Source organism: Clostridioides difficile ATCC 9689 = DSM 1296 (genome assembly GCF_001077535.1).
Lineage (GTDB): Bacteria > Bacillota > Clostridia > Peptostreptococcales > Peptostreptococcaceae > Clostridioides > Clostridioides difficile.
Window position 1 is genome coordinate 357,092 of record NZ_CP011968.1, and the last position, 16,205, is coordinate 373,296.

Genomic DNA, 16,205 nt, shown 5'->3' on the forward strand with positions numbered 1-16,205 from the left:
AACGCAGATATGATGAAGGTTACATTAAAAAAAGGTATATTAGGTTTTGAAAATTTAAAAGAATATGAGCTTTTAGATATAGAAGATAATGATTATTTAAAAGAATTTAATTCTACTGAAGAAGAAGGTATAGGATTTGTTGTTGTATCTCCATTTGAGATTATCAATGAATATGAAATAGTTTTAAATCAGGAAACAATAGAAAAACTAGAAGTGAAATCTCCAAAGGATGTTGTATTATTTAATATAATTACTCTTGGTCAGACATTTGAAGAATCAACTGTGAACATGAAAGCTCCTATAGTGATAAATATAAAAACTAATTTTGGAATGCAAATAATTTTACAGGATGATAAATATTCAATAAGGCATCCATTATTGAGAGGTGATAATGGATGCTAGTAATTTCAAGAAAAAAAGATGAAGCAGTACTTATAGGAGAAAGCATAGAAGTAAAAATTGTAGGAGTAGATGGAAACAATGTAAAACTAGCTATATCAGCGCCTAACAATATAAGTATATTAAGAAAAGAAATATACGAAAAAGTAAAGAGTGAGAATATAAAAGCTACAAATAAAAATATAAAAATTTTAAAGTCATTAAAATAATAAGCTTGGAGGAAGTAATATATGTATGGAGAAAATCCTTATAATTCTTATAAACAAAATGCTGTTTTTATGGCATCAAAGGAACAATTGTTACTTATGCTTGTTGATGGAGCAGTAAAATATACCAAAATAGCCAAAACAGCTATCTTAGATAAAAATACACAAAAAGCGCATAGAGAGCTTATAAGAGTTCAGGATATATTTACAGAACTAATGGTTACATTAGACCAAAATGCAGGTCAATGGGCAAAGGATATGTACAGAGTTTATGATTTTGTAAGATATGAACTTTCAAGAGCTAATATTAGAAAAGACATTCAAATAATAGATAATGTGTTGCCTGTAATAGAACAAATTAAAGATACTTGGCATGAAGCTGATAAAAAAAGTAAAGAAGAAAGAAGTAGGTACAAATAATGGAATTAAATTTAGCTGAATTAGATAAGTTATCAAAAGAGGAATTACTATTGATGCTTGTAGATGGAACAGTAAAATATACCAATATATCCAAAGAAGCTCTTTTAAATAACGACTATTTGAAAGCACATAATGAACTTGTAAGAGTTCAAAATATATTTACAGAACTAATGACTACATTAGACCAAGATGCAGGTCAATGGGCAAAGGATATGTATAAAGTTTATGAATTTATAAAATCTGAATTAGCAATAGCTGATGAAAATAAAGATATTAAAATAATTGATGATATATTGCCAATAGTAAAACAAATTAGAGATACATGGCATGAAGTTTACAATCAACTAAAAATATAATTGGATGGAGGGATAAAGGTATGTCAAGTATAAGTCCTATAAGAGTTACAGGTCTTTCAGGAAATTTTGATATGGAAGGCATAATCGAAGCTAGTATGATTAGAGACAAGGAAAAAGTTGATAAAGCAAAACAAGAACAACAAATCGTTAAATGGAAGCAAGAAATATATAGAAATGTTATACAAGAATCAAAAGATCTTTATGATAAATATCTAAGCGTAAATTCTCCTAATAGTATAGTAAGTGAAAAAGCATACTCTTCTACAAGAATAACCAGTTCTGATGAAAGTATTATAGTAGCAAAAGGCTCAGCTGGTGCAGAAAAAATAAATTATCAATTTGCAGTTTCTCAAATGGCTGAACCAGCAAAATTTACTATTAAATTAAATTCAAGTGAACCTATTGTTCAACAGTTTCCTCCAAATGCTAGTGGAGCGAGTTCTTTAACTATAGGAGATGTAAATATACCAATATCTGAACAAGATACTACAAGTACTATTGTAAGTAAGATAAACTCCCTTTGCGCAGATAATGATATAAAGGCTTCTTATAGTGAGATGACAGGTGAATTGATTATTTCAAGAAAACAGACTGGTTCGTCATCAGACATTAATTTAAGAGTAATTGGAAATGACAATTTAGCTCAGCAAATTGCTAATGATAATGGTATCACATTTATAAATGATGCTGGTGGAAACAAAGTGGCAAATGTATATGGAAAGAATCTAGAAGCTGATGTAACTGATGAACATGGAAGAGTAACTCATATAAGTAAAGAACAAAATTCATTTAATATAGATAATATTGACTATAATGTAAATTCAAAAGGAACTGCAAAGTTGACTTCTGTCACTGATACTGAAGAAGCTGTTAAAAATATGCAAGCATTTGTGGATGATTATAATAAACTGATGGACAAGGTCTATGGTTTAGTTACTACTAAAAAACCAAAAGATTATCCGCCTCTTACAGATGCCCAAAAAGAAGATATGACAACTGAAGAAATAGAAAAATGGGAAAAGAAAGCTAAAGAAGGTATACTTAGAAATGATGATGAGTTAAGAGGTTTTGTTGAAGATATTCAATCTGCATTTTTTGGAGATGGAAAAAATATTATTGCATTAAGAAAACTAGGTATCAATGAAAGTGAAAATTACAATAAAAAAGGTCAAATATCATTTAATGCAGATACTTTTTCAAAGGCTCTTATAGATGATAGTGATAAGGTATACAAAACACTAGCAGGTTATTCTTCGAATTATGATGATAAGGGAATGTTTGAAAAGCTAAAAGATATTGTATATGAATATTCTGGAAGTTCAACTTCTAAACTTCCTAAAAAAGCAGGTATAGAAAAAACTGCTTCTGCTAGTGAAAATGTATATTCAAAACAAATTGCAGAGCAAGAAAGAAATATAAGCAGGTTAGTTGAAAAAATGAATGATAAAGAGAAAAGACTTTATGCTAAATATTCAGCCTTAGAATCTTTGTTGAATCAGTATTCTTCCCAAATGAATTATTTCTCACAAGCACAGGGTAATTAATTATGGATAAATTAAAAGAAAAATTAAATTTATATAAAGATATATCTTTACAAATTATAAATTTGATTGAAAAGGAAGAATATATAAAGATAAGTATTAAGTTAGGTGAAAGACAAGAGATTATAAATAGTGTAAGTGAAATTGATAGAAATGATTTTATACAGCTTTATAATAGAATGGAATTAATTGAAATTGATAGCAGGATAAGAGATATTTTACAAGGACAATTATTAGAAGTAAAAAAAGAATTACATGAGTATAAGCTTACTAAACAAGTGAACACAATGTATTATAACTTAAATAGAGAAAAAGTAAATATTTTTAATAAAAAAGTATAAAGTTATGTACCATCTTGTCCGATTATATAAATGAAGAATTAATAAAAAAGATTAAAAGTAGAAATGACAAGGATGTCAACTATACTAAGGAGGGTAAAATAATGAGAGTTAATACAAATGTAAGTGCTTTGATAGCAAATAACCAAATGGGAAGAAACGTAAATGCACAAAGTAAGTCTATGGAGAAGCTATCTTCTGGTGTTAGAATTAAGAGAGCTGCTGACGATGCTGCTGGGCTTGCTATATCTGAGAAAATGAGAGCTCAAATAAAAGGTTTAGACCAAGCAGGAAGAAACGTTCAAGATGGTATATCTGTTGTACAAACAGCAGAAGGTGCATTAGAAGAAACTGGTAACATACTACAAAGAATGAGAACTTTATCAGTACAATCTTCAAATGAAACTAATACTGCTGAAGAAAGACAAAAGATAGCTGATGAGTTACTACAATTAAAAGATGAAGTTGAAAGAATATCAAGCTCAATTGAGTTTAATGGTAAGAAATTACTTGATGGAAGTTCTACAGAAATAAGATTACAAGTTGGAGCAAACTTTGGAACAAATGTTGCAGGAACATCTAACAACAACAATGAAATAAAAGTTGCTCTAGTAAATACTTCAAGTATAATGAGTAAAGCAGGTATAACAAGTTCTACAATAGCAAGCTTAAATGCAGATGGAACTTCTGGAACAAATGCAGCTAAACAAATGGTATCTAGCTTAGATGTAGCTCTTAAAGAATTAAATACATCAAGAGCAAAATTAGGGGCACAACAAAATAGACTAGAATCAACTCAAAACAACTTAAATAATACTATAGAAAATGTTACAGCAGCTGAATCAAGAATAAGAGATACAGATGTTGCTTCAGAAATGGTTAACTTATCTAAAATGAATATATTAGTTCAAGCATCACAGTCAATGCTTGCTCAAGCTAATCAACAACCACAAGGAGTTTTACAATTATTAGGATAAAATAATTTTGTATATTGGATATAGAAGAAAGGGTAAGGCTTTGCTTTACTCCTTTCTTTTTTTACAAATATACTTTTGAAAGGAAAATTTATATGTTACTTAGTATAGTTATGATTGTTAAAAATGAAGAAAAAATACTTGAAAAAACTTTAAAATCATTAACCACATTAAGAAATTCTATAGAAAGTGAACTTATAATAGTCGATACAGGTTCTACAGATGATACTATAAAAATATCTAAGAAGTACACGGAAAAAGTGTATTTTCATAATTGGAATAATGATTTTTCTAGTATGAGAAATATATCAATATCCTATGCTAAAGGTGAATGGTTACTTATATTAGATGCAGATGAAATACTAATTGATTCTTCAACTATTGTAAAATTTTTTAAAGATGGTCTTGATAAAAAATTTAATTCTGCTTCAATACAATTAAAAAATCTTTACTCATATGATAAAAAATTATATGGATATTGTTCGGTGCTTAGACTTTTTAAAAACGTTGATTTTAGATACCATGGTAAAGTACATGAACAACCAATATACAAAAACCCTATATTTAATAATGTTGCTGATTTTGAACATTATGGATATTTGTTTGAAGATGAAGAAATAAGATTAAATAAGGTGAAAAGAAATGAAAAACTATTATTTCAAGAGTTAAAAGAGAATGATAATTCTCCATATACAAACTATCAATTAGGGAAAAATTTTATTATATTAGGAAAATATCAGGAGGCTTTATACTATCTTGAGAAATCTTATGAATTATATTCTAAACTAGAATTGGCACCTGGTTACTTGATAACAAGCCTTGTAAAAACATATTTATATTTAGGAAAACATAAGAAGTGTGAAAGATTGTGCTTAAAGTATATTAAGAAAGACATGAATAATATTGATATATATTATTATATTGCACAAGCACAAGTAGATTTAGGAAAGTATGAAAATAGTATAGATTCGTATAAGAGATATATTTACTTGTTAGATAATTATGAAATAAGTACACAAGCAAATAGTTTATTTTCAGACACTGATACTGTAGGGCTTAGAGATGAGGCTATTATTACACTGATAAAGATTTATTATAAGCTTGAAAAATATGAGTTTGTAATTTCAGAGTATAATAACATTGAAGATGTGGAAAAGAAAAAGAATGTGTACTTTAGCTTATTTATGTCACTATATAAATTGAATAGATTTGAAGATATAAAAAATTATTATAAAGAAGTTTCAAATTCTAAAATTGAAAAAAATAGTTTTTATAGAAATATAGAAGAAGTTATAAATAATATTAAAGAGGATGAAAAAGAGTATGTATATAAAATCCTTTGTGACATTGAAGGTAATTATGGCATTTTAAATCAAATAAGGATAAATAAATGTGTATCTATAGATAAATGTAAAGAAATACTCAATGAAGAAAAGGAAATAATTTATGCATATATTATAAAAATAGCTTTTGAAGAGAAGATTGATTTACTAGATATTTTTTATGAAATGGAATATGTATGGATAGAGAAATATCTAAAATATCTTTTAGCATTAGAAAGAAGTTTTAATTTAGTACTATATAAGTACATAATTAGTCGTCCAAATACATCAGATATGGAAAAGATAAGAGTATATAAAGCTATATCTAAAGTAGTTTTAGAAAGTATAAGCTTAAGTGATGAAAAATATAAGGAGATTTTTTATCTTTATATAATGTATTCTTATAAGTACATAAGATACATATATAGCAATTTAAGTGATTTTGAATTAATAAAATTTGTTTGTAATGATTTAGATAAGTTCACTATAGAATTTAAGCATCTACTTGATATTAAAAATAAAGTAAATAATGCTAATGAAAAATTAGAGTATATACATAGTATGAGGAAATTACTAAATGAGTATCCTTTTTATAATAAAATAATAAAAATACTTATAGGTGAATTAGAAGAAAATATAAAAGAAAGTGAAGAATTTAAGGATTTAAAAGATAGTTTTATTATTAGTATAGAAAATATGATTGAAACTGGCAAAATAAATGATGCGAAATTATTGGTAGATGACTATTCAAAAACATTTGTGGATGATATAAAGATTTTAAATATAAAGGGAATTTTATACATGTTTGAAAATAAGCTTGATAAAGCTGATTTTATGTTAAAAAAGGCATTATCATTAGATGTAGAAAATGAAGATACTATATATAATATAGAATACTTAAAAAGTTTAAGATAAGTCAAAAATAGGAGAATTGAAGAATGAATATACCAATAGTGGTTAATGAAAAATCTAAAGACATAATAAAAGATTGGCAATATACATGTACAAATGAAGATATAAAATTTACAAGCATAATAATATTGACATATAATCAAATAGAATATACTAAATTATGTATTGAAAGTATTAGGAAATTTACCCCAAAGAATAAATATGAAATAATAATAATTGATAATAACTCTTCTGATGGAACAGTTGAGTGGTTAAAGGGACAATCTGATATAAAATCTGTGTATAATAACAAAAACTTAGGATTTCCAAAAGGATGCAATCAAGGTATTGAGTTAGCTACTGGTGAAAACATATTGTTGTTAAATAATGATGTAATAGTTACTCCAAATTGGCTCTATAATTTGAATAAAGCTTTATGGTCTCAAGATAATATAGGTGCTGTAGGACCTATTACGAATGCATGTTCATATTATCAGCAAATTGATGTTGATTATAAGTCAATTGAGGACATGTTTATATTTGCACACAAAATAAATAAATCTAATATTAACCTATGGAAATATAGATTGAAGTTAGTTGGATTTTGCATGTTAATAAAAAAAACTGTTCTGGATAATGTAGGGGTTTTAGATGAATTATTCACACCTGGAAATTTTGAAGATGATGATTTATCTTTTAGGATGATAGAGTCAGGATATAAGTTATTATTATGCCAGGATACTTTTATACACCATTTTGGAAGTGTGTCTTTTAAAGAAAATCGTAATAAATATACAGATATAATGTATATTAATAGAAGAAAATTTGAAACTAAGTGGGGATTTAATCCAGAATATAGTGGAATGATAAGAACAGATTTGATTTCTAAAATAGATGATAGTTTGGAGGCAAATATTAATGTTTTAGAAATAGGATGCGGTATAGGGGCTACTCTTTTAGAAATAAAAAATATATATAAAAATGCATCAATATATGGAATAGAAATTAGTGAGTCAGCAGGTAAACTTGCAAAGTATAGTGCAGATGTACTTATAGCAAATATAGAAAAAGTAAAATTGGATTATAAAAAAGATTTTTTTGATTATATAATATTGGGAGATGTACTTGAACATTTGATTGACCCATGGAAGATAGTCAATGAATTGAAACAATATCTAAAGAAGGATGGTTATCTGGTATCTAGTATACCAAATATTATGCATGTTTCTGTTTTAAGAAATCTTGTGTTAGGTAATTTTACATATGAAGATTCAGGAATTTTGGACAAGACTCATTTAAGGTTTTTTACATTAAATGAGATAACAAAAATGTTTAATGATAGTAATTACATAATTAATAGTATTACAGCTACTAGTATGCCACTTTCGGAAATTGATAATAGCTTCATTGATACAATATGTAAGGAAAGCTGTAAAGAAATGAGACAACAGTACGAATCTTATCAATATATAGTAAAAGCCTCTAAAATCCTAGATACTAAAAGATATTCTAGTATTAGTATGATTAATTTAAAATACGCTTTAATGAGAATTGATAATGAATTAGATGTAGATAGTAATTTAAGTTATATATTTGATAATTATAATATAACTGAACCATGTTTTGTTGATGATATTGAATATCTAATTGATACATTTGTGATAAATAAAGCAACTCTATTAAATAGATTAGGAGTTGAGGCATTTAACAGAGGTCTAGGAGATTTTAGTATAAACATGTTTATGACAGTATTAGAGATGGATAGAGATGATATTGACTCAATATATAATATAACAAGTGTATTATGTGAATTAGAAGAATTTGATACTGCTTATAATTTAATTAAAAATAGTAGCGAAAAAGTACAGAGTGAAAGTGATATACAAGAGATACTTTGTTTTATTGAGGGGAAGAAATATGAATAATGATAAGATATGTTTTATAACCTGTGTAAATGATGAAAGGCTTTATGAAGAATGTCTTGTATATATAAATAGCCTAGACATTCCTAAAAACTTTAGTATAGAAACAGTAGCTTTAAGAGGAGCCGATTCTATTGCCTCTGCTTATAATAAAGCTATGAGAGAAACAGATTCTAAGTATAAGGTATACTTACATCAAGATACTTTTATAATTAATAAAAATTTCATACATGATATTTTAGAGATATTTAAAAAAAATACAGATGTCGGAATGATTGGTGTAGCTGGAGTAAAAGATATGCCTGTGAATGGAATTTGGTGGGATTCTGATAAAAAAGCAGGGAAAGTATATGATAGTCATACAGGTAAAATGGATATTTATGAATTTAGTAACTTTGAAGAATGTTTTAATGAAGTTATGGCTATAGATGGATTAATTATGATTACTCAATATGATGTATTTTGGAGAGAGGATAAGTTTGATGGGTGGCATTTTTATGATTTGTCACAGAGTATGGAGTTTAGACAAAATAAATACAAAGTTATTGTACCAAAACAAAATAAGCCTTGGTGTATGCATGATTCTGGAGTAGTAAATATAAATAATGGATATGATGAATATAGGATAAAATTTGTAAAAGAGTACATAAATCTTGATTTATATAGAGAAAATTTTTATGAATTTGATAAGAAGAAAGCAAGTACCATACTTAAGAGTAATAAGCATGTAATGGATTGTATGAAAGAGGAGCTTACAGAACAATTAAGATTAAAGAATTACAAGGATGTTTTAGGTATTGTTTCTAAAATTGCTCATTTTTCTGTTTTTAATCATACTGGTTTGTATTCTTGTGAAGAATGTGAGAGAGCATTGCTAGAATGTGCAAATAATTTACCAGAAATAGAAAATACGAAATTATTTACAAAAAAAGATTTAAAAAGAAGAAAAGTATTACATGTTTTAAGTGAAGGATATTCAACAGGAGGTCATACAAGACTAGTTAAAAATTGGATTGAAATTGACAAAGACTCTGTTCATTCAGTTGTAACTACATGGCAATCAGATACACTGCCAGACTGGTTATTAAAAGCAATAAATGATAGTGGTGGCGAAGTTATATCTTTGGATTTAATTTCAGATGATTATTTAAAAAGAGCTGTAGCTTTGAGGAAAATAGCTTATGACTGGGCTGATATAGTTATTTTATATGTTCATATGTGGGATACAATACCTGTTGTTGCTTTTGGAGTTGATGGGAAAATACCTATTTTACATGTTAATCACTATGATAGTACTTTTTGGTTAGGGACAAGTATTGCAGATATTGTCATTGATTTTAGCGAAACTAGTCAATTAATTACATTAGATAAAAGAGGCATAGATAAATCTGAAATATTACCAATGCCATTAAAAGAAAAAGAAGTATTTTCAAAATCTGAAGTTAGAAAACGATATAATTTAGAGGATGATGTGACAATAATATTGACTATTGCTAGTGAAAGAAAATACAATAGTGTAAATGATATTAATTACTTTAAAATTGCTAAAACATTGATTGAAAATACAGATAATACAATTATTATTGTTGTAGGAGTTGATACAGAGAATCTCTATTGGAAAACTTTAAGTAATGTTACAGATAATAGAGTTATATGTTTTGGAACAACAGCAAATATAGATGATTTTTATAAGATTTCGGATATATACCTAGAGTCTTTCATGGTAGGAAGTCATACTTCAAAATTAGATGCAATTTTATATGATTTAATTCCTGTTAAGTTTAAAAATGAAGTTTCACCAATTTTTACAAATATGTGGAATTTTATAGATAAGTTTGATTATAAGAATATAAAAGAGGTTATAGACATGATAAGAAGGTACAATACTAGTGAATTTGACAGGGATAAGATAAAAGCAAAACAATCGGAAATAAAACATTTTGTTATAGATAAACATTGTATTGAAATAAAAAACTATATAGACAAAATATATAATGAAGTTAATCATCATAAAGTTAAGTATGATTTATATAAAAATGATGAAATCGAGGACTATCAGCTTTTTGTAGCATTATATGGCTATATGGTAAAAAATAAAAACATGTCATAGGTGGTAAAATGAACAATATTCATATCAATAAATTTGAAAAAAGCTGTGAAAAAAACTGGGATTATTTTGTAGAAAATAAATCTATAAATGGTACATTTCTGCAAACTAGAAATTTCCTTAATTATCATGAGGAGGGAAAATTCACTGACCACTCATTAATAATATGTAAAGGTGAAGAAATACTAGCAGTCGTACCTGCATGTGAAACTTATGAAGATGGTGAAAGAATATTTTTTTCTCATTTAGGGAGTACTTTTGGTGGCATTATAATAAGAAGTGGTTTTAATGATATTAGGCATGTAAATGCCATTACAAATAAGTTAGAAATATATTTACAGGAACAAAATTTCGATAAAGTATATTTAAAAAATACATCAAGAATATTTTGTAAAGAGGATACTTCATTACTAGAATATTTTTTATTTAAGAATAATTACATGTTTTATGATGAATTAAGTATGTTTTTAGAATTAAGTAAGTATAAAGAAGATATATTAGCCAATTTTAAATACAGTAAAAGAAGAGATTTTAAATATTCTTTGAAGAATAATCTTACCTTTAAAAGACTGTATAGTGATGAAGATATAGTTTGTTTTTTTAATTTACTTTCTAATTGTTTAGATAGTAAAGGAGCTAAAGTAATACATTCAGTAGAAGAACTTTTGGAGTTTAAAAATAATAGATTAAAAGATATTGTAGAATTTTATGCAGTATATATTGATGACATTATGATTTGTGGGAGCATGGTATTTAACTTTCAAGAAAGAGTTTATCATACTCAATATCTAGCATCAAATTCGACATATAATAAATATTATCCAATGATATTTTTATACTATAATCTAATAAAAGATGCTTTAGAGAGAAATTTTAAGTATCTTTCTTTTGGAATTAGCACTCTAAATAGAGGCAAATACTTAGATGAGGGTTTAGCTACATTTAAAGAAGGTTTTGGTTCAAGTGCAATTTGTAACAGAACATACTATAAAAATATAAATAAGTGAGAATCATGTTTTATAGAGTTTTTAGAGTATAGTAAATATCTAGTACTATAATATTACATAAAAATAATTAGTTTATAAAGAAGGTTTGTATATGAAAAGATTAATGATTTTAGGCTCAATTAAGTATTTTGAGAATATTGTTATGTCAGCTAAAAGAGAGGGAATATACACAATTGTTTGTGATAATAGAATTGATACTCCTGCGAAAAAGATTTGTGATGAAGCAATAGATGTTGATGTATTTGATTTTGATAAAATAAAGAATATAGCTATAGATAAAAAGATAGATGGAATTTTAACTGGATTTACAGATTCTTTAATGAAGCCATATGTTTATATTGCAAATGAACTAAATTTGCCATGTGTGATTTCTTGCAATCAACTTGAATCTGTAACTAATAAGGCTGTTATGAAAAATTATTTTAAAAATAATGGAATACCTACAACTGATTATTGTATTATTGAAAGTTTGAAAGATTTAGAAAAAATACAAGGATTAAATTTTCCACTTGTAATAAAACCTGTTGATGGTTATGGTTCAAGAGGTGTATATTTTGTATCAAACATAGAAGAATTAATAGAAAAATTTGAATATTCTAAGGAAGCCTCGCAAGATGGACAAGTAATAATTGAGGAATTTTATGAAAGTGAGGAAATACAAGGACTAGCTTGGGTTCATAATGGAGAGTCACATGTATTTTATATTGGAGATAGAGAGCTTGTAAATATACATACAGGAAGAGCTGGAAAACCAGATAGATTAATTTATCCATCAAAGTATTGTTTTCAATATGAAGAAGAAATAAAATCCATATATCAAAATATAACGCAGGCTTTTGGCATAAAAAATGGACCTCTTTATGTACAAATGTTAGTGGGAGCATATGGAATAAAGGTATCTGAAGTAATGCCAAGATTACCTGGAGGTTGTGACTATATGGCTATTTCTCAAATAACAGATTTAGACATAGGAAGTTTATTTGCAAACTTTAGTGTGAATAATGAAGTAAATTTTGATGAAATAAAGAAATATAATATGCATCTATCAAAATGTGTATATGCATTACCAATATACATAAGACCTGGCACAATAAAAAAGATAAATAATATAGATAAAATAGAAAACTTAGATTATGTCACTCAATTTCTATTACTAGTAAAAGAAGGAGATACAATAGGATTATATGAAGATGAGAGACAGGATTGTGGAAGAGTTTATGGAGTAGCAAATAATGTATTTGATGCAAATATAAAGAAGAAATGTATTCATGAAATGATAGAAATACTTGATGAAAATAATGAAAATATGATAGAAAATTTTTAAATAAGGGAGTATGATAGATATGAAGCTAATAACTCATGAACAAATTATGTCATTAAACATTTCTCAGAAACAAGGATACGAGTGGATAAAAGAATCCTTTTTAACAAAAAAAGATTGTCAATTACCACCAAAAATAAGCATGGTAGAAGAAGGGCATGTATTTTACAATGTAATGCCGTCCCTAAATCATAATCATAAGATTGGTGGAATAAAAATGGTTACAAGATTGCCAGGGAGAAATCCAAGTTTAAATTCAGAGATATTTCTATATAATATGGAAGATGCTAAATTAAAGGCTATTTTAGATGGCAATTATATTACAGCTTTTAGGACTGCTGCTGTTGCTGCCTTGGCTATCGATACATTTGCTAAAAAAGATTTTAATACTATTGCTATTATGGGTTTAGGTGTAACTGCTTCTGCTATAATGAATATGCTTTCATATACTCTTAAAGATAAAAATATAAATATAAAGTTACTTAAATATAAAGACCAAGCAGAGTCGTTTGTAAAAAAGTATGAAAAAAATGAACAATTTAGTTTTGAAATATGTGACACACATGAAGAACTTATTGTAGATTCAGATGTAGTTATTTCTACTGTGACATATACAGATGAATATTTATCAGAATTTAAATGGTTTAAAAAAGGTGCTTTATTATTACCTGTACATGTTATGGGATTTGGAAATGTTGATTATCTATTTGATAAAGTATATTTGGATGATTATAATCATTTGAAACATCTAGAAAATATAGATAGATATAAATATTCTTGTGAATTTTATGATGTTTTAAGTAAACAAGCTAAAGGAAGAGAAAATGATGATGAGAGAATAATATCTTACAATATAGGTTTGTCAATACATGATATATTATTTGCAAATAAAATTTACGAATTGTGTGAAACACTAAGCTGTGAAGAAATAGAATTAAAAGAACCAAAAGAAAAATATTGGATATAGTTTATTTCATTCATATTTACAATAGTTTATTGTAAATATGAATATGAAGTAATATATTGTTAGAAAATTAGCATGAATAGGATAGATAAATTTATGGATAAATATAATTTAATTAGGTTCGTATCTATTGGAAACGAATATATAGGAAATTTAGTTGCATTAGAATCAAATAAAGCAATACCTTTTGATATAAAGAGAGTTTATTACATATATGATGTACCAAACAATGTAAAGAGAGGATTTCATGCACACAAAAACTTGGAACAAGTACTAGTTTGCCTAAATGGAAGTGTGAAGATAAAATGTTATGATGGTGTAAAAGAGACTATATTTAATTTACATAAAAATGATGTTGGATTATATATAGGAACGGGAGTGTGGCATGAGATGTTTGATTTTGATGAAAAAACTGTTTTAATTTCTATAGCATCTGAACATTATAATGAAGAAGATTATATTAGAGACTATAAAGAATTTTTAAAGTATTTAAATAATATGTAGTTATTATACAGTTAGTGATGTATTTTCTTAATTAAATAAATTTAAGATAGCCACATAGAGAATAGATAGATTAGGATGTGAATTTATTGTTGGTTAAATTTAATAATTTATTAAAACAGTTCCAAACCCATAAAGAAGAATATGAACAGAAGATTAAGGATGTAATGGAAAGTGGATATTATATCCTTGGAAATGAAGTAAAGCATTTTGAAGAAGAATTTGCTAACTATGTAGGTAGCAAATATTGTGTTGGTTTAGCCAGTGGTTTAGATGCACTGATAATTGCTTTTAGAGCATTAGGAATAAGCGAAGGTGATGAAGTAATCGTGCAATCAAATACATATATTGCTAGTGTTATGGGAATCAGTATAAATGGAGCAACACCAGTATTTGTAGAACCAAATGAATATTATAATATAGATTCATCTAAGATAGAAGAAAAGATAAATAGCAAAACAAAAGCTATATTAGTAGTGCATTTATATGGTCAAGCAAGTAATATGAAAGATATACAAGAATTATGTGATAAGTATAACTTGTATTTAATTGAAGATTGTGCTCAATCTCATGGAGCTAAATATGATGGAAAAATGACAGGAACATTTGGTGATATAGGTTGTTTTAGTTTTTATCCAAGTAAAAATTTGGGTGCATTTGGAGATGCAGGAGCTATAGTAACTAGTAATGAGGAAATAGCTGATAAAGTGAAAATTCTTAGAAACTATGGCTCAGAAAAGCGATATTATAATAAATTTGTCGGATATAATTCAAGATTGGACGAAATTCAGGCAGGTTTATTAAGAGTAAAACTTAAATATCTAAATGAAATTGAAATTGAAAAATCAAAAATCGTAGATAGATATCTTAATGAAATTAATAATCCCAAAGTCATACTTCCAAAGATAGAAAATAATTGTACTCATGTATGGCATTTATTTGTTTTACAAGTTGAAAAACGAGATACATTTATGGAATACTTAAAGAAAAATGGTATAGAGTCTATAATACATTATCCGATACCACCACATCTATCTGAAGCATATGCTTATTTGGGATATAAAAAGGGGAGTTTTAATATAGCTGAGAACTATTCAGATAAAGTTGTTAGTATACCTTTATTTATCGGTATGGAAGATGAAGAAGTTAGTTATATAATTAAAATTATAAATGAATATTAAACTACTCATAATAATATCAAAAATAAATTTTTTATATATCATTTATTTAAGTTTCGTTAATTGACATTTTTAAATATTGATATATTGTACAAATAAAATTGAAATATATGGAAAAATATAGAATTAAGATGAGATTTGTCTTATATTTTTATAAATTAAAAATATTTTCAAAGAGTTTATTATAAAATTCTAGAGTATAGTGTTTATAATATTTGTAATTATTGGTAACTAAATATAAAATATAAAATATTTGATTATAAACAAAAAAGATATTTAAAAAATTTGTTATTTATTGTATACTTAAGTTAAAACTAAATAGGCAAATCTAGAGAAATCTAGTGACGCAAAGCTATAGGGACTAAGGTTTATATACATGAACTATGTCAGCCAGTTGCCAAAAAGAGTCCTAGGTGTATTGTATACCTAAGAAAAGTCTAGAATGACTGCCTTTTTGGCAGTCATTTTGTTATGAAAAAATCACTTTATTTCAGTAGAAAATACCTATAATTAACATACTTTACCAAATTATAACATAAAATAAAGAAAAATTATCTTAAAAAGTTACTATTTTACAAAAAATGACTTCTTTATTCGATTAAATAATCGCATTTCCATTACATATTACAATAATGTTTATCATTTTCATGGACTTCATTGAAAATAATATTAGTTTTCTATGAGTCCATGAAAATGATACATTATTGTATTAATGTAATGGAAATGCGATTAATTTAAATGAATAAAGAAGTCATTTT

General features: G+C 26.4%; 15 protein-coding genes and 1 riboswitch. All 15 genes read left to right on the forward strand.

The annotated features are described in order from the left end of the window. Positions 1-9 precede the first annotated feature (9 nt). The 15 genes from fliW (at position 10) to CDIF1296T_RS02220 (ending at position 15,450) form a co-directional block, all read left to right on the forward strand. Positions 10-402, forward strand: coding sequence for a flagellar assembly protein FliW (fliW, locus tag CDIF1296T_RS02150; RefSeq protein ID WP_021358782.1), 393 nt, complete (start codon positions 10-12; stop codon positions 400-402). Next, on the forward strand, positions 396-608 hold the full coding sequence (gene csrA / locus CDIF1296T_RS02155) for a carbon storage regulator CsrA (protein WP_003436039.1): 213 nt from the start codon (positions 396-398) through the stop codon (positions 606-608). Before fliW ends, csrA begins: the two co-directional genes overlap by 7 nt. A gap of 21 nt (positions 609-629) precedes the next feature. Next, positions 630-1,025 (forward strand): flagellar export chaperone FliS, encoded by a 396-nt coding sequence (gene fliS / locus CDIF1296T_RS02160; RefSeq protein ID WP_009895324.1) that lies wholly within the window; start codon positions 630-632, stop codon positions 1,023-1,025. Then, a complete protein-coding gene (fliS, locus tag CDIF1296T_RS02165; protein ID WP_009895325.1) occupies positions 1,025-1,381 on the forward strand; it encodes a flagellar export chaperone FliS in 357 nt (118 codons plus the stop codon). The genes fliS (CDIF1296T_RS02160) and fliS (CDIF1296T_RS02165) overlap by 1 nt, the downstream gene beginning before the upstream one ends. A 20-nt stretch (positions 1,382-1,401) precedes the next feature. Further along, entirely contained in the window at positions 1,402-2,925 is a 1,524-nt protein-coding gene (gene fliD / locus CDIF1296T_RS02170) for a flagellar filament capping protein FliD (protein WP_009895326.1), read from the forward strand. 2 nt (positions 2,926-2,927) lie between these two features. Further along, positions 2,928-3,263 (forward strand): flagellar protein FliT, encoded by a 336-nt coding sequence (locus tag CDIF1296T_RS02175; RefSeq protein ID WP_003436034.1) that lies wholly within the window; start codon positions 2,928-2,930, stop codon positions 3,261-3,263. A gap of 101 nt (positions 3,264-3,364) precedes the next feature. Next, on the forward strand, positions 3,365-4,237 hold the full coding sequence (locus CDIF1296T_RS02180) for a flagellin N-terminal helical domain-containing protein (protein WP_009895327.1): 873 nt from the start codon (positions 3,365-3,367) through the stop codon (positions 4,235-4,237). A 92-nt stretch (positions 4,238-4,329) separates the two neighbouring features. Next, the gene (locus tag CDIF1296T_RS02185; RefSeq protein WP_009895328.1) at positions 4,330-6,471 is read left to right on the forward strand and encodes a glycosyltransferase; all 2,142 of its coding nucleotides are present in this window, start codon (positions 4,330-4,332) and stop codon (positions 6,469-6,471) included. A gap of 23 nt (positions 6,472-6,494) precedes the next feature. Next, entirely contained in the window at positions 6,495-8,372 is a 1,878-nt protein-coding gene (locus CDIF1296T_RS02190; protein ID WP_003436024.1) for a bifunctional glycosyltransferase family 2 protein/class I SAM-dependent methyltransferase, read from the forward strand. After that, positions 8,365-10,479, forward strand: a complete 2,115-nt coding sequence (locus CDIF1296T_RS02195; protein ID WP_003436023.1) for a glycosyltransferase — start codon at positions 8,365-8,367, stop codon at positions 10,477-10,479. Before CDIF1296T_RS02190 ends, CDIF1296T_RS02195 begins: the two co-directional genes overlap by 8 nt. Before the next feature lie 8 nt (positions 10,480-10,487). Next, positions 10,488-11,483, forward strand: a complete 996-nt coding sequence (locus CDIF1296T_RS02200) for a peptidoglycan bridge formation glycyltransferase FemA/FemB family protein (protein ID WP_003436022.1) — start codon at positions 10,488-10,490, stop codon at positions 11,481-11,483. Between the two features lie 91 nt (positions 11,484-11,574). Beyond that, a complete protein-coding gene (locus CDIF1296T_RS02205) occupies positions 11,575-12,807 on the forward strand; it encodes an ATP-grasp domain-containing protein (RefSeq protein WP_003436021.1) in 1,233 nt (410 codons plus the stop codon). A gap of 19 nt (positions 12,808-12,826) precedes the next feature. Then, positions 12,827-13,771 (forward strand): ornithine cyclodeaminase, encoded by a 945-nt coding sequence (locus CDIF1296T_RS02210; RefSeq protein ID WP_009895329.1) that lies wholly within the window; start codon positions 12,827-12,829, stop codon positions 13,769-13,771. Positions 13,772-13,864: 93 nt separating this feature from the next. Continuing rightward, complete coding sequence (locus CDIF1296T_RS02215) at positions 13,865-14,272, forward strand: sugar 3,4-ketoisomerase (protein ID WP_009895330.1); 408 nt, start codon at positions 13,865-13,867, stop codon at positions 14,270-14,272. Positions 14,273-14,349: 77 nt separating this feature from the next. Further along, positions 14,350-15,450, forward strand: a complete 1,101-nt coding sequence (locus CDIF1296T_RS02220) for a DegT/DnrJ/EryC1/StrS family aminotransferase (protein WP_332986690.1) — start codon at positions 14,350-14,352, stop codon at positions 15,448-15,450. A gap of 308 nt (positions 15,451-15,758) precedes the next feature. Continuing rightward, a riboswitch (cyclic di-GMP riboswitch) is annotated at positions 15,759-15,849 on the forward strand. Positions 15,850-16,205: the final 356 nt, after the last annotated feature.